This window comes from Chitinophaga sancti (assembly GCF_034087045.1).
Taxonomy (GTDB): Bacteria; Bacteroidota; Bacteroidia; order Chitinophagales; family Chitinophagaceae; genus Chitinophaga; species Chitinophaga sancti_B.
Genome location: NZ_CP139247.1, coordinates 1,615,947 through 1,632,228 on the forward strand (window position 1 = coordinate 1,615,947; position 16,282 = coordinate 1,632,228).

Below are 16,282 nucleotides of genomic sequence, written 5' to 3' on the forward strand. Positions count from 1 at the left end.
ACCTGCTTGCTTGGTTGTCCTATTGGTTGATCGTAGCTTTTTCAGAGGTATTATATCGAATTCTTCCATTTCTTGATTTATTATTTTCCTTTCATATTATTAATTAAGCCGGAAATCTTGGGCCTTTATTCGAATCTAGCAGGTAATACTTAGACATCTTAATGATCCTCCATGTTGCGCCAGCATGTCACAATTGATCTTGATTACCTGATAACCATATCTAGACAGTGCTTCTTCATTCACATTATTATAATAGATCGTTTCTTTTAAGGTTGTCAAAGTGTATTCTGGTAGAATAATGGCATTATTTAAGCGCAAGAAATTCACATAACAGCCATTTGCAGTATATGTACAGCATTTCTTTTTAGCTTCGCATTCGCAAGGAATAGAATAACCTAGTGGCCTTTCTTGAATGACTTGTATACGAAGGTTTAAATCATTGCAAATACCTTTCAATGATTCCAAATACTTGTAATCATCCTTAAGGCTGTCCAACTTGGGGTATTCACTTATGCAAATAATGTCATCATCTATAAATCCCATATAACCATCTGAATGTCCAACCACATCACCTTTATTGGTTGGAATGAGGATAGGAGTAACTCCCATTTTATCTTTTATAATAGCAATTATTTCTTGCTCCGGCAGGTCATTATCTCGCAAGATTTTTTCTGTCATGAAGGCAAAACGATGATTAGCTATAAAATTACCGCCATCTAATTTTAATGGGATATGGATAATCCCTCTTTGGAGATGGTCTTTGATTATATTAATGGAAATGTTATTGAGGTTACGGTAATTCATACTTCTGATCTGGTAGTTACAGTAATTTGGCTCATAGATTGGTTTGTAAATGTTTTCACCATTTGAAATGCCCATTACGTCCCGTAACCATATTTCATTCCAGCTTTCCTCTATTACTACATCCATCATTCGTCTGGGGAACTTAAATTCCAACTTTTGTTTAGCTCGGATGTTACTAACGATAATATGTAAATGTATTTCAGGCGGGACTTTGGTGATTAACTTATCAAAGAAAGGCACTAGTTCATCATATTCGTTATTAAACCCGTCTGGATAAGATAAGAAGAGGTGATTTACCTTGTCAAAATCTGCTTTTACCATACTTATTGGAGATTTTTTAAAATTTCGTGGCGAAGGTAAAAGAGGTTCTAAGGAAAAAAGGCAAAGAATTTGAAAAAAATTGATCCTATTTAACTATGTGTTATTAATTAATTATAAATCAATTATCATGTTTTAGATAAATTAATTTTTAATTCATGATATTGGCAAAGCCGTTTTTAATAGTTAAAAATGAGCTTTTCAATTACTAATATTTTTAGTAATTTTAAAATGCTCTTAACCATTAAAAATTTACTAATATTACTATTATGAAAAAGATAGATAATCGAAAAGATATATTATTACTTCTTTTATATTCTCCGGGAAGTAATACTATTATAAATGAAAGTATTATTGGTAGGACGAGATTAATTAAAATGCTTTTTCTATTTAAAAATGAGGTATGGAAAAAATTTAAATCTAATACGCAACTTACTGAAGAAAATATGTATTCATTTTTCCCATGGAATTATGGACCCTTTTCTTCAGAGGTTTACGACGATGTCACATTTTTTAGTTTACGGGGTTTTATAGAAATTAATTTTACATCCCAAGAAGCTATAGTTGAATCCGTTGAAGAATGGAATTTTTATCAAGAAAAATATGGACAGGAAGACTTTGAAGGCGTTAAGGAATATCAAGAAGAGGAATTTAGATTAACAGATAAAGGAGTTGATTTTACAAAAGATCTATATGGCTCATTGAGTAGCAATCAACAAGAAATTTTAAAAGAATTCAAGTCCAGAATTACTTTAATGCCTTTAAGAGCGCTCTTAAGGTACGTATATAAGCAATACGATGATTTCACGTCTAATTCTGTTATAAAAAATGATATTCTTGGAGGCTAATTTTTCTAATTTATTTGATTCCGTTAGCCAAGCAGCAATTGTTACTCCAATTGTACAGTTGGTAATTGGAGGTCTGGCGAACGTATTCAAAAGGTGGTTTATTGATAAACAAGATTTTAATCGACGTGCCACTTTTAAGATGGAAAAATTAACCGAAGAGTTAACTGACCAATTAGCATTAATTTTTGATAGGGCAATCAATAGCTCAATTCCATTACGAGGTCAACCACCTCAGCATCCGGACATTATGCATAATTACCATAGGGCCATAATCTTGCATAATAAGCAAATAACTGAATTGAGAATAATAAATCTCAAATATAGATTCCTAGATAGGATGCTCTTAATAACTACCGTTCTAGGGCTAATTTTATTAATATTAAATTGTCTAAAAGGTCTAAGTGTATATATATTTGCTGTCAGCGTTCTATTTATTGCACTTCAAATAGTGATCATAATTTCTATGTATAAGAATGTAGAGAAACTCGAAGCATATGAGCAAAGTTCAAATTAAGTCTGAAGACGAGAAGATTGGGAATAAACTCTTAGAATATTCTGTGGTAAAACATATTAGTACCTATTTGAAAGAACTTGACTATGATATCTTGCATGAGGTGCCTAATATGGGACAAAGTGTTGATATAGTTGGACAGAAAGGGAGGTGGCTGACTTTTATTGAAGTTAAAATTAATAATTGGAATCGAGCATTTGACCAGTGTAAAACTCATGAGCTTGTTGCTGATTTTATATTTATAGGTATAGCCACAAAGAAAGTATCAGAGCAATTAAAAATCAAAGCTAAAGAGAAAGGATATGGCATAATACACTTTAATCCCAATAATAACTTATGTGAATTTATAATTAAGCCATCATTGAATAAGAAAATATGGCTTCCACAACGTGAAATTCTATTGTCAAAAATTCAAAACATTAAAAAGTATGGCTGTCCAACACTGGATGACGTTTGGAACATTTGCTGAACAGAGATATTTTATATACCCCGATAAAAATACATATGACGGCATCATTTTTAACGCAAATATGGTTATGCATGCCCCAGGAGGGTTAGCAGCTTTTTTAATGGAAAAGACTAGGGAAAAGATGCCCTATATCATTGATCCCTTAACACATGCTTTTCAACATGATCCATCTGTAATTACTGCAAAGAAAAAAGATGGTACTGTAGAAGTAAAATCCCCAATAAGAAATCTTGCAAATGTATATGGAGGTCCTATCGAAGCTTATGTAGGAACCAAGCCTGTTCAGCCTAAAGACTTCGCGGACAGAAATGTTTTAAAGACTTTTGTCTATAGCGTCTTAAAATTTCAAAAAGAATATCTTTCAAAAATAATGTCGGATAGCGATGTAAATAAAAAATATCTTGAACATACTGAGGAGGACTTAAAACCATATTGTTTAGTAGCGCCATATTTCTATATGACGGAAAGTACTTATAAATATTGGCTGCCTTTAATGGAGGACGCTTTGAAAATTAGTAGAGAGTTTGAAGAATTTAGCTCATGCAAGATATTCTCATCTATTGTTGTAAGTCAAGGTGTTCTTTTAGATAAAGACATTATAGATACTATTATAACGCGATTTCAAGCTGCTCCTGTTGATGGGTTTCTTTTGTGGGTGGATGGGCTTGAAGAGTTCAATGCTGGCAGAATTGAATTAGTAGGATTATTAGAACTATCTACAGGTTTAAGAAATAATTTTTCAAGAGAGGTTATTAACTTGCATGGAGGTTATTTTTCGATTTTAGCTGGTGGTGGACAATTTAAGAACTCCTACCTTACTGGTGTTGCTCATGGCCCAGAATTTGGAGAGACTCGCGCTGTGGTGCCAGTAGGCGGAGGAATACCTATTGCTAAATTTTATATTCCAAATCTTCATAACAGGGTAAAATACAATGATGCACTGACTTTCTTTTCATATAAAGGTTGGCTTAAGGATGCTTCAACTTTTTATGAAAATGTATGCAATTGTAACGAATGTCAATCTGTTATAGGTAATAACATATCTAATTTTAGATTGTATGGGATTACTGATTCAAAACCAGTGATGAGAGGTAATGGTTTTGTTACAATAGATTATCCGACAAAAGAAACTAAAGAACATTGTTTAAGACATTATTTGCAAATTAAGAAGGCAGAATATCAATTTGCTTCAAATACAAATAGAACCGAGCTACTTAGTAATTTGCAGAAAGGCATTGATGAGTATATTGACATTACTGGTATGGATTATCTATCTTACTTGCAAACCTGGATTAATGTATTGTCGTTATACTGATTTTAACGAATGGAATTTATAAACCTTATTAAATTGTAAGGTTTGCGGTATAATCGATAATATTTTGCCCTCAGCAAAATATTGGATTTGAACTCTTATTATAAATCGCAAAACATTAAATTTCCAATAGATTTCTTAACTGAATTGGAATACCATTGAATGCTTAGTGAAATTTTATTCACGTACCATTTCAGTTACTTCAAATAATAAGTTTTCCTCACATTTTCGATTACAATATGTAGTATGTTGCCTTGCTGCACCATTCTAAGGAAAGTAGAATAATGCATATCTCTAACCTTTTTTACAATAATAAAATAGAGAATAGTCAGTAAGGCTATTCTCTATCAAGTTAAATATGTTAATTATTTGTGAGTGTATTAACTGTCTAAAATATTGTAGATTACTCAGAGTAGTTTAAGTAATAAAGCAATAACTAATTAAGCTAAGATCTAAGCTAATTGAAAAGTATCGCTATAATTCTGAAGATGTTCATGAGCAATTTGAATATATCTTTCTTGGAACAAATCTTTCTTACGCTTAGACCAATTATGAATACTTTCCACTAATTTATTTTGATCTATACTTGGATATTCGGCAAGTATATAGTCCACTGTAGCAAGTACTTCTAATGAGAATGCTGATTGAAATCCTTGAATTAACGTTATAAGGCTTCTTATACGGTTTACTTGATCTGCAGACAACTCACGATTAATATAATCTTTTAATTCATCAAACTTATCATATTGTAATTCCAATACTTCAAAAGCTTTAGCATCCATTTGCTCTAATCCCTTAATGTATTTGCCATTCATGTTGTGAAGTAAATGTGCTACTTGAACACTATAAGGACCATAGTGACTACGTTCAAATTTTAATTTATTAAATGAACTTTCTCCTAATCTTTTAAGGAAGTATGCAAGCTTATTTGCAACAAATAGACTACTATTTTCTCCTAATGTTTCATAGAAAAACATGGCATAAAGCAACATTGCTTTTGCAGGTGTTAATGAGACTTCCTTGTTAGGATTTTGTTTTTTCAAAATCTTTTTTACCTCTTCATTGGGCTCATATATCTTGATTGAAACTCCTTCTATGCCAGATAAATATTGGATTATTATTTGTTTTACCTTGTCCCATTTAAGTCCGCCATTACCACAGCCTAAAGGGGGAATGGCAATACTTTCTATTTTATAATCACGAATTACCTTTACCAAATCTTTTAAGCCCTCTTCAATATATTCATATTTGGACTTCTGATACCACTCTACCTTAGTAGGGAAGTTTATTATTACTTTTTCCCCATGTAATGTATTTTCTTTTACCACTAGTAGCTTGCCTGGCTTGAGCAGCCCCTTTTTGCAATCTTCTACATATATCTTAAAATTATGAGGAAATGCTTCTTTGAACTGTAAAGCAATGCCTTTCCCCATTACCCCAACAGTATTGACGGTATTCACTAAAGCTTGAGTATTCGAATCTAAGAGATTTCCAACTATAAATTCCATCAGTAATAATATTCTGATTTTACAATGACCGGGATTGATAACCTTAACTCAGTTATCAATTTTTTTACAATTCCTTCGGTTGTTGAATCATAAACTATAATACCTGATATGCATTCAACCGGAACTTGGTTCTTAACCAAAAATTCTGCCTGTTTTCTTCTCATTCTATCAATATCCTCTTCATTTGCTCGCCAATAACGCTGTCCAACCATATTCCAATCAACAGCCTCTAACTGGTCTTTATTATTATAGAACGCTGTTAATCTGTCTTTCGCGTGTCCATCAGTAAAACACCATTCCTTACAGCTTTTTGTAATATTAGCAAATCGGCAGCAAATATAGACTATATCTGTCTGAGGGCGTTTAACAATCCCTCTGTAACCCGTTTTTATATTTAGAAGCATCGGTGACAATGGCCCAAAATAAAAAGGGACATAATCACCAAGAGAGCCTCCTGGAGGGACTATACCTACAGGATGAGCTTGTCGTTGTGTAATTAAGGTGCTGTCCCCAATATTTATGTAATTGGGGTCGGCATTTATATGCCCTCTGGTAAACATTCCATTTTTGAGTACATACTCTAAATTGTTTAAATGTATAATCCTGAATAATAAGGGATTCATAACTCCGTTTTCTCCCATACAGTCTACATTGCTAGATTTATCTACTTAAAAATAGTAAAACCTTATTAATTCATGAAAACTGGTTATTTAATAATGAACCAGAATTATATCATAAAAAAGCTGGTATAGATTCAAAATAGCCGTAGAGGTTGATGGGGATTGAGAGTTTGATATGAATCCTTATTTATATGTAGAGATTTTATGAATTAGGTTGTATGTCATGAAAGAGTCAATAGTTATCGCTTTACTTGGCCGACAGAATGTGAGCGATTACTCAGAATGTTTATACCCTTTAATGTCAACATACCAGAAAGTCAGCAAGACAATTTGTACCCCTAAATGTACCCCAGCAATTTTTTTATATTGATTTTCAGGTGCTTGATAAGTATAAATGTATTCCTGTCGAGGCTACATATTAAACAAAAAGGGGTAGTATCAATGATACTACCCCTTTTTGTTTTACCCGAAGGTCAATCACTTGAAACCTGTTATATAACTCTTTATAGAATCGTCCAGCATTTTTGAAAACCGGTCAGCTGCACTTTCATTTAAGTGGGTAATATCCGTATAATCCTTTGTTGTGTAGCTACTATCCTCACTAAAATTCCAGTAAACAGCCGTTTTATGATCAATGGATCTATTGATAAAAGCATTGAATTCGTTTATCTCATTATTTGTATAGGACTTTAATTCATTCTGCCGAACAGGTGGCATCACAAGAAAAACCATTATCCCGTTTTCCCGGCAAAGTGAAATTATCTTATGAAAGTAATCCTCCTGAATTTTCAACCTCGTTATATTCCTTTGGATAGTGTCGCTTTCCTGCGCTGTTCCATACCTGATATACTGGCCATTTTCCCGCTGAAATGGTAGTTTCACACTGGACTTCTTCAATAGACTTAGCTGCTTGGGATTTAGATTTTCCAATAAATGCTTCAGCTTTAGCTCCCAAACCATATCCTTGTAGTCTCTTTCATAATCTTTTCCTAAATAATCTGCATAAGCATAATTACGTGAATTTGACAATACATTAAACTCAAAATAATCAACACCCAATACCAGATATGCTATCTTCTTTCTTTTATTGAGTAGGTATTGCAACTTATAATATTGCTGATTGTAAGAATCATTATCATGGGAGAAATTATATGCCTTGACAGATAATATAGCAGGATTTATACCCCTGTAGCACCTGCTGTTTCCCAATATCAGCAGTTCATAATCTTCCTTTACTACACCCTCAAAAGAGCGATCAATCTGTTGTTGTGTATTAGGGCCATTGCGGATAACAAGCCGATGTGGCAATATAAATACCCCAAAAACACAGTACAGCAAAGCGGGAATCAGGAATATAAAAAGTGTTTGTAAAAAATGCTTCATCATTTAAAATTGGAAATAAATAAACGCCTGCTCTTGTGGGGCAAATACCAAAATGGCAATTATTAATGTATAATAAAATGCGTATCGTACCGGCTTTTTCCACTTCAGTCCAAGGCTTTCAATTGCATATTTATTCTCTCGCCCTAACCATTCAATCATCATGAAAATAATGACCAGACCAATTATTTTCCATGGCAGTATCTCAGGCATGGAAAATAATGAAGGAGAAAGTATGCCTGACAAATAGGACATAGCATGCCCAATATCCGCAGATCTGAAAAATACCCATGCCAGCACTGTTAATGCGAAGGTCAATGCAATATTGAATATATCTTTCAATGAAGGTAACAGCTTGCCTTGCGCGACTATACCCAGGTTATTCCTGTTTTTGCTTGTCACGAGCAATGGCAGAAAATATAATCCATTTAAGGCTCCCCAGACGAGGAACGTCCAATTAGCTCCATGCCAGAAACCGCTCACGATAAAAATGATCATTGTATTACGAATCCTCATCCAGGTTCCCCCTTTACTGCCACCTAATGGGATATATAAATAATCCCTAAACCAGGTGGATAAGGAGATATGCCACCTCCTCCAGAACTCAGCAATGTCTCTGGAGAAATAAGGGAAAGCAAAATTCTGTAAAAGCTCAAATCCAAAAAGTCTGGCAGTACCCAATGCTATATCCGAGTACCCGGAAAAGTCTCCATAAATCTGGAAAGCAAACATAATCGCTCCCAGTACCAGTGTACTTCCCGATTGATGCGCCGAATTATTAAATATTTCGTTCGCATAAATAGCACAATTATCAGCAATCACCATTTTTTTAAACAATCCCCAGAGTATCTGCCTTAAGCCATCTGCAGCTTTTTTGTAATCAAAAGTCCGCTCCTGTTTAACCTGTGGTAACAGATGGGTCGCTCTTTCAATAGGACCGGCCACCAAAAGAGGAAAAAAACTTACAAAAAGAGAGTAATCCACCCAGTTTCTCTCCGCTTTAATTCTGCCTTTATAAATATCTATCACATAAGATAGCCCGTGAAACGTGTAAAAAGAGATCCCTACAGGAAGCAGAATGTTCAATGTTCCGGGATTGACCCGTACCCCAAGGTGCGAAAGTGCAACAGCAAAAGAAGCTGCGAAAAAATTATAGTATTTGAATACGCCCAAAAAGCCGAGATTGATAATTATGCTTAGCCAGAACCATCCCTTTTTAGCATTTTGATTATCCTGATCCTGCATCTTTAATCCAGTGAAATAATCTAAAAATGTAGAAAACATGAGCAGGAACATAAAACGCCAATCCCAACAGGCATAGAAGAAATAACTGGAGATTAACAGTAAAATGTTTTGGGCTTTTAGATTTTTGTTCGCTACAAACCAATATAAAATAAACACTATTGGTAAGAATATAGCAAATTCAATGGAATTAAATAACATTAGCTTTTACTAATTTATGCAGACAAAATTTACCTCGAAGCATTCGGGACAGTGTTTTATGACAATTTGCACATGATCATCCATTAACTTCATGAGCATGTCCCCCCCTAAGGTATTCGCTGTATTTTGGGAATGGGGTTTACCTTTAACCTCATAAGATACAACTAAATAGGGAAAAAAAACAAACAGCAGGACCCAAAAAATAACACTCCTGACCATTTTCCCCCTACATTTGTACCGTATGTTGAAGCGACTTATTTGTACTGCCATCTTCATATTATCAGTACAATTACTTTGGGGCCAGAACTATCAATACCATACATTCAGGAATATTGCTATCGGGCCTGAAGCTACCACTATTAACGCTTTCGCTCAGGATAGTCTCGGCCTCATGTGGCTGGGTACCAACAATGGCCTCTATAGCTATGACGGCTTTTCTGTACAATCTCACCTTGGTAAGGATACCTCACATAAAACATTCGTCTACAACATCATCGTCGTCAATAAAGAATTGATGTGCCTGGCTATGGAAAATGGCATCTTCTTTTATAACTACCAGAAAGATGAATATGAACCAGTGCCTGTACAATTCCCAACCGATGTACGCACCCTGCTGCTTGAAAATGATAATCTATGGATAGGCTCTTTCAAAGGCCTGTTTAAATACAACTTCACCCATAAAAAACTGGAAAGCGTCGGCTATAAAGGACTATCCAACCACACCATTTATTCACTGACCCGTACCAGTGGCGGGGATATTCTGATCGGCACTTATAACGGCCTTTATTGCCTTTCGGCAGATAAACCACAGATCCGCCAGATCCCTTTAGCAGACCTTCATAAACGCAGCAACCTTTTTGTCAACGCTTTATTTGAAGACACAGTCCGTAACCTGATCTGGGTAGGTACAGAAGGGGGGATCTATTATTACGACCTGGTTAAAAACCTCGCTGTCAAACTCCCCATCCTACAGGACCATTCTGTAAAGTCATTGATGACGGACAACAGGAATAACCTGCTGATAGGTACCGATGCCGGTTTTTACATATACGACCCCGCCTCTGAACAATTGGAGCATATTGTACATGACGCCCGCAATAAAGGCTCTATCGTCAATAATATCATCTGGAGCCTGTTTGCCGACAAAGAAGCCAATATTTGGCTGGGTACCGACTACGGCATCTCCCTGTTACAAAACCACAACAGCCTGCAGGTGATCCCCATCTTTGATATCACTCATGAAAAGGATGGAAACCGGTTTTATAATATCTATAAAGATCACTACGGCGATTACTGGCTGGGTGGTACAAATGGAATTATCCGCAGCACTTCTCCGGGAGGCCATGAAATATCATCTGCATGGTATAAGATGGGAGATAAGTCCCTGCCTATTTCGCACAACCGTATCAGGGACATTTTTGAAGATACAAACAACAATGTATGGGTAGCTACAGATGGTGGCATCAATCGATACGATCGTCAAACAAAAGCATTCGTCAATTATAATATTATCGATAGCTCTCAGTCACGTAATGCTAACTGGGCCTATAACATTCAGGAGGATGATCAGCAAAGGTTATGGATCGCCACCTACCTGGGAGGTATTTTTGTAGTAGATAGGTCCCGGCTCACGGCAGTTCCTGATGTATCACGGCAAACTACAACTCCTGGTTTTGTAGTTGACAAATCACGGCAAACTGCGGCTCCTGATTATGTTGTAGACAGATCAAGACTAACCCCTGCTCCGATTATAGCCATGCACAACTTCGCTGCTCACAATGGCCTGGCCGGTAATTCCGTGAACCAGCTTACAAAAGACCGGCAGGGAAATATCTGGGCATTAATTTATAACAGGGCCGTGCATAAGATCAACCCACATACCTTCCAGGTAGAAACCCTGATGGATGGATCAAAGCATCCCTCTTATATGTTCGCAGACGATGCTGGTGTAATCTGGATCGGTTGCCCCGGCAATATCGTCAGAATAAAGGATGGCCAGCAAAAGATCATCCCATTTAAAGCTGACCAGATATTAAGCATGGAACAGGTAGATGCCAATATCTGGATCTCCACCAGTGAAGGTATCTTGATGATGGACAGAAATACTACTACGGTACAGCGATTCAACAGTGGGCAATCTGCCTTTACCTCCATGTATTATGATAAAGACCAGCATGCCGTATACCTGGGAGGTGCTGATGAATTAGGGATCGCCGCATCGGTTATACAACCTGCCACTGGTGCCGGCAATCAGCTGTATCTCACCGCCATGTACATCAATGGGAAACTATCCGGATCTATAAGATATAAGAACGATATCCGCCTGAGTCATGAGCAGAACAACCTTGCTTTCGCCGTTTCTGACCTCAGTTATTCAGATCCTGAAGGCACCCGGTATGTATATAGGATCACGCAAATAGATGATGACTGGAATACCTTGCCACTCAATAATAACCTGATCAACTATACAAACCTGAGTTATGGGCATTATACCCTGCTGGTGAGTAAACTCGATGCATATGGAAAACCATTTGCCAACCCGTTAAAACTGTCGATCACCATTATTCCGCCATGGTACTATACCAATCTGGCGAAAGCGATTTATTTTTTGATCGTGGTCGGACTCGTGCTCTGGGCGATCAACTTCTTCAGGGTAAGGCATAATCTCAAGATCGAACGTATCGAAAAACAAAAGACAGTAGAGCTGACCAACCTGAAACTCAACTTTTTCACCGATATCTCTCATGAGCTAAAAACGCCCCTGAGTCTGATCCTGGCACCTGTGAGCCAGATGCTGGCAGAAAGCAGAAGTCCGCTGAAAAAGAAGCAACTCGAAGGGATACAGCAAAATGCACTGAAACTGAATGCTTTAATTCATAGGGTACTAAACTTCAACAGGGCTGATAGTAGTGCGCTTTCCTCCTTGGTATTATCAAAGCTGGAACTGGTGACTTTCGCCCGAAAGCTGTATGACTCCTTTAGCAACCAGCAGGTATCTTTTACTTTCTCCTGCAACAGGGAAGAGATTTATATGGATACAGATGTGATCAGAACCGAGGCGATTATCACTAACCTGCTGTCTAATGCCTGTCGGTATACACCTCATGGTGGGACTATACATTTGGAAATCACCCAGCAAAACAATGTTGTGGCAATCAAAGTAACCGATACTGGTATCGGCATTCCTGCTGCTGATCTGCCATATGTATTTGAGCGATTTTTCAAATCTTCCATTACGGCGAGGAATAAGGAAGGTTCTGGTATAGGGCTTTACCTGGTGAAGAACTATACGGAACAACTAGGCGGGTATGTAACGATAACATCTGTAGAAGGAGAGGGGACTACGGTGACAGTCAGTTTACCTATTCCGGAAAGAGTGGCTGTTCCCATTATGGAGGAACATAGCATCCTTTCAAAGAACCAGGACCTTTCAGGAGGACAGAGCAACCTTTCAGGGAAGCATAACATCCTTTCAAAGAACCAGGACCCCCTTTCTGGAGAACAGGGCGACCTTTCAGGGGAACCTGACCCTCTTTCAAAGAGCCAGAACACCCTTTCAGGAGAACAAAGCGACCTTTCAGGGAACCAGCCCCCCCTTTCAAAAGACGATAACAACCTTTCAGCACCCCAACACACCCTGCCTGGGCAACCCGGCAAGCATCCCTCCCCCAAGAAAAAGATCCTCATCGTAGACGACAACCATGAAATAACAGATTTCCTACACCATGCCCTCACCCCACAATACCAGATCAAAATCGCCCACGACGGCAAAAAAGGGGAATCCCTCAGCCTGGAATGGCAGCCTGACCTCATCATCGTAGATGTCATGATGCCTGTAATGGACGGCCTTGAAATGAGTAAACGACTCAAAAAACAAGTCATGACCGCCACCATACCTATTATATTATTAACTGCAAAAGACGACCGGCAAACCGAACTAAACAGCATCGACCTTGGCGCCGATGCCTTTATGTCCAAACCTTTTGATATTTCTATCCTGCTCTCCAGGATGGAGCAACTACTCAAACGCCGGGAAGACATGGAGCACCAACTCCGGATCTCCTCACTCACTGACCCCAAAGAAGATAAGACCCTATCCAGGGATGAGCAGTTTCTCTCCGACATCACCCAGATCATAGAGGAAAAAATGGATGATCCCCAGTTCAATGTTCAGGTACTCAGTGAGCTGAGCTTTACCAATTCCAAACAACTCTACCGCAAAGTAAAGCAACTCACCAGCCTCACCCCGGTAGAATACATCCGCTCCATCAGGATGAAAAAAGCTGCCGTTCTCTTACAACAGAATAAATTTACCGTGGCAGAGGTCATGTATATGGTCGGGTTTTCCGAAGCCTCCTATTTCTCCAAATGTTTCCAGTCAGAATTCGGAGTTACACCTTCTCAGTATATTAAAAATAATATATAATCAATATATGTGTCCGTTGTCTAAATTTTATCCTATTATGTCCGATATCAGCCGCACTTAAAAATGAATCTTAAATAGTTTCGAACCGTACGAAAAACTGATACGGTTATTTATGTCCCTAAAGGCAATTCCACTCCTTTGCATGTGCTTGTATTTTACGGCCACGTTCGCTCAACAGACTATCTACGTTGATAAATCTGGCGTGATGCGCTGGTCGGACAGTAAAAAAGAGGCCTCCTTTTATGGAGTGAATTATACCCTCCCTTTTGCACATGCATATCGTTCAGTCAAAGATCACAAAGCAGCTATTGACAAAGACGCATACCATTTTTCCCGTCTTGGGTTCAATGCTTACAGAATACATATATGGGATGTAGAAATTACCGATTCCATCGGAAGGTTACAACAGAATGAACACCTTGATCTCCTCGATTACCTGATTTCCAGGGTGCAGCAACGGGGAATCAGGGTGTTAATCACCTGTATGACCAATTTTGGAAATGGCTACCCGGAAAGGAACCAGCCAACAGGTGGTTTTTCCTATTTATATGACAAATGTGATGTGCATAAGAATCCCAAAGCTATTGCTGCCCAGGAAACCTATATCAAACAATTGCTCACACATGTCAATCCTTATACAGGAAAGGCTTACAAAGAGGATCCTGCCATCGTAGGCTTTGAGATCAATAATGAGCCTTGCCATGCAGGAGACCCTTTAGATACTAAAAAGTACATCGGCACCATGGTGGCCGCCATCAGATCGACAGGGAATAAGAAACCAATATTCTATAATGTAAGCCATAACCGGGAGCACGTACCTGCTTACTATGCTTCTGATATTCAAGGCACTACCTACCAGTGGTATCCTATTGGCCTGGTAGCCGGACATACAAGAACAGGGAATTTTCTGCCTTATGTAGATCAGTACAACATCCCCTTCTCCAACGAAAAAGGGTTTGCCACAAAGGCCAAAGCTATCTATGAATTCGATCCGGCAGATATCACCTATAGTTATATGTACCCGGCTATGACGCGAACATTCCGTTCACAGGGTTTTCAGTGGATCACCCAGTTTGCGTATGATCCCATCGATATCGCTGCTTATAATACAGAATACCAGACACATTATTTAAACCTGGCCTATACACCCCGGAAAGCGCTGAGTATGAAAATAGCGGCAGCAGTGGCGAAAGAGGTAAAACGGGGAGAACAATTTCCTGCCTATCCGGCAGATACCGTTTTCGGTAATTTCAGGGTCAGTTATCAGGAAGATCTTAGTCTGCTCAATAATCCACAACAATATTTTTATTCTAACAATACCACCGTTCAACCAGTTGCACCTTCACAACTTACCACCATCGCAGGTTATGGCAACTCACCTGTTGTAAGGTATGAAGGCACAGGTGCATATTTTCTGGATAAACTGGAAAACGGAGTATGGAGATTAGAGTTGATGCCTGATGCGATACAGTTGTCAGATCCTTTTGCACGCCCTGCTCCTGATAAGGAGGTCGTAACCATTGCATGGAACAAATGGCCGATGCAATTGCAATTGCCTGATCTTGGCACCCATTTTATTGTCAGGAACCTCCACTCAGAAAGAGACACCATCGTCGAAAATGGTGCTTTTTACATCACTCCTGGTGTTTATTTGCTGATGAAGGACGATGCCCGGCGATGGTCTGCTGCCACTGAATGGGGGCATATTAAATTGGGTGAATTTGTAGCGCCACCTGCTCAGTTAAAACAGCAGTTCGAAGTTGTCCATACGCCATTGGCTGCTGCGGAAACAGATAAGGATATAATAGTTCAGGCAGATATAGCAGGACCTTCATTTCCCGATTCCGTGATATTGCAAACAGATCATGTTTCTTTCTGGTCTGATCACAATCCTTATATCCGTTTAGAAAGAACACACGGTTATACCTATCAGGGAACCATTCCTGCCAGTATGATAAGAAGCAAAAGTTTAAAATACACCATCACTGTATATAGTAACGGTCATAGCTATACATTTCCTCAAAACGAAAAGGGTGCTCCGCTTGATTGGGATTTCACTGTGACGCGGTATTGGGAAACCGCTATTAAGGATCCAAAAGCTCCGATTGTATTTGATGAAGAAATGGAATATCTCTCTCTGTCTGAAAGATCTTTTATTCAATCCTCTACTTACAGAGATCGGCCATGGAGCCCCGCTGTACAGCGATATACAATGCATGTAAAAGACGATAATGCACGCTTCTTTTGGAGAAAGAACATCCAATTCATCAATAGAGAAGAGCAATTACAAGCAACAAAATTCTTATGCATATACATCCCTACATCTACCTTAACAGCACTAAATATTGGCTTTATTACTTCAGACGGGTACACCTATTCACAACAAATTTCATTAAACAATGACCAGCATATTTATAAGATACCTATTGCAGCTTTAGCACAGGATAGTACAGCTTTATTGCCTCGTCCATACCCGGCATTCATGAATCAGTATTTCATACCAAAAACCAACATTGACTTTAACATTCATAAAATTGAAACACTAAACATTTCCACATCAGACAAGGTGCCAGACAACGCTTCGATAGACATTGGAGCCATCTGGCTTGAATAAACAGATCGTATAAAATTTTTAATTCCACA

10 protein-coding genes are annotated in these 16,282 nt (G+C 38.1%); 5 read left to right on the forward strand and 5 right to left on the reverse strand.

Annotation, left to right across the window (positions count from 1 at the left end):
- Window positions 1–135: 135 nt before the first annotated feature.
- Window positions 136–1,125 (reverse strand): agmatine deiminase family protein, encoded by a 990-nt coding sequence (locus SIO70_RS06835; protein WP_320580195.1) that lies wholly within the window; start codon window positions 1,123–1,125, stop codon window positions 136–138.
- Window positions 1,126–1,391: 266 nt separating this feature from the next.
- On the opposite strand from SIO70_RS06835, the gene SIO70_RS06840 reads away from it, so the two are divergent.
- The 3 genes from SIO70_RS06840 to SIO70_RS06850 all read left to right on the forward strand — a co-directional run bounded on the left by SIO70_RS06840 (window position 1,392) and on the right by SIO70_RS06850 (window position 4,265).
- Window positions 1,392–1,970, forward strand: a complete 579-nt coding sequence (locus SIO70_RS06840) for a type II toxin-antitoxin system antitoxin SocA domain-containing protein (protein ID WP_320580196.1) — start codon at window positions 1,392–1,394, stop codon at window positions 1,968–1,970.
- 494 nt (window positions 1,971–2,464) lie between these two features.
- The gene (locus SIO70_RS06845; protein ID WP_320580197.1) at window positions 2,465–2,950 is read left to right on the forward strand and encodes a hypothetical protein; all 486 of its coding nucleotides are present in this window, start codon (window positions 2,465–2,467) and stop codon (window positions 2,948–2,950) included.
- Entirely contained in the window at window positions 2,910–4,265 is a 1,356-nt protein-coding gene (locus SIO70_RS06850) for a hypothetical protein (protein ID WP_320580198.1), read from the forward strand. Before SIO70_RS06845 ends, SIO70_RS06850 begins: the two co-directional genes overlap by 41 nt.
- Before the next feature lie 449 nt (window positions 4,266–4,714).
- On the opposite strand, the gene SIO70_RS06855 is transcribed toward SIO70_RS06850, so the two are convergent.
- The 4 genes from SIO70_RS06855 to SIO70_RS06870 form a co-directional block, all read right to left on the reverse strand.
- Window positions 4,715–5,770: a macro domain-containing protein gene (locus SIO70_RS06855; RefSeq protein ID WP_320580199.1), complete on the reverse strand. Its 1,056-nt coding sequence runs from the start codon at window positions 5,768–5,770 to the stop codon at window positions 4,715–4,717.
- Complete coding sequence (locus SIO70_RS06860) at window positions 5,770–6,411, reverse strand: DUF4433 domain-containing protein (RefSeq protein WP_320580200.1); 642 nt, start codon at window positions 6,409–6,411, stop codon at window positions 5,770–5,772. Before SIO70_RS06860 ends, SIO70_RS06855 begins: the two co-directional genes overlap by 1 nt.
- Window positions 6,412–6,867: 456 nt before the next feature.
- Window positions 6,868–7,776 carry a DUF1574 family protein gene (locus SIO70_RS06865; protein ID WP_320580202.1) on the reverse strand — a complete coding sequence of 303 codons (909 nt, stop codon included), beginning with the start codon at window positions 7,774–7,776 and terminating at the stop codon, window positions 6,868–6,870.
- A complete protein-coding gene (locus SIO70_RS06870; protein WP_320580203.1) occupies window positions 7,777–9,054 on the reverse strand; it encodes an MBOAT family O-acyltransferase in 1,278 nt (425 codons plus the stop codon).
- Between the two features lie 400 nt (window positions 9,055–9,454).
- Here SIO70_RS06870 and SIO70_RS06875 point away from each other — a divergent pair, with 400 nt between their 5' ends.
- Window positions 9,455–13,639 (forward strand): two-component regulator propeller domain-containing protein, encoded by a 4,185-nt coding sequence (locus SIO70_RS06875; protein WP_320580204.1) that lies wholly within the window; start codon window positions 9,455–9,457, stop codon window positions 13,637–13,639.
- A gap of 142 nt (window positions 13,640–13,781) precedes the next feature.
- On the forward strand, window positions 13,782–16,253 hold the full coding sequence (locus tag SIO70_RS06880) for a cellulase family glycosylhydrolase (RefSeq protein ID WP_320580205.1): 2,472 nt from the start codon (window positions 13,782–13,784) through the stop codon (window positions 16,251–16,253).
- Window positions 16,254–16,282: the final 29 nt, after the last annotated feature.

Bases quoted from the DNA above. Each gene is read 5' to 3' on its own strand.
- SIO70_RS06835 (WP_320580195.1), bottom strand. From the start codon at position 1,125: ATGGTAAAAGCAGATTTTGACAAGGTAAATCACCTCTTCTTATCTTAT.
- SIO70_RS06840 (WP_320580196.1), top strand. From the start codon at position 1,392: ATGAAAAAGATAGATAATCGAAAAGATATATTATTACTTCTTTTATAT.
- SIO70_RS06845 (WP_320580197.1), top strand. From the start codon at position 2,465: ATGAGCAAAGTTCAAATTAAGTCTGAAGACGAGAAGATTGGGAATAAA.
- SIO70_RS06850 (WP_320580198.1), top strand. From the start codon at position 2,910: ATGGCTGTCCAACACTGGATGACGTTTGGAACATTTGCTGAACAGAGA.
- SIO70_RS06855 (WP_320580199.1), bottom strand. From the start codon at position 5,770: ATGGAATTTATAGTTGGAAATCTCTTAGATTCGAATACTCAAGCTTTA.
- SIO70_RS06860 (WP_320580200.1), bottom strand. From the start codon at position 6,411: ATGGGAGAAAACGGAGTTATGAATCCCTTATTATTCAGGATTATACAT.
- SIO70_RS06865 (WP_320580202.1), bottom strand. From the start codon at position 7,776: ATGATGAAGCATTTTTTACAAACACTTTTTATATTCCTGATTCCCGCT.
- SIO70_RS06870 (WP_320580203.1), bottom strand. From the start codon at position 9,054: ATGTTTTCTACATTTTTAGATTATTTCACTGGATTAAAGATGCAGGAT.
- SIO70_RS06875 (WP_320580204.1), top strand. From the start codon at position 9,455: ATGTTGAAGCGACTTATTTGTACTGCCATCTTCATATTATCAGTACAA.
- SIO70_RS06880 (WP_320580205.1), top strand. From the start codon at position 13,782: ATGTGCTTGTATTTTACGGCCACGTTCGCTCAACAGACTATCTACGTT.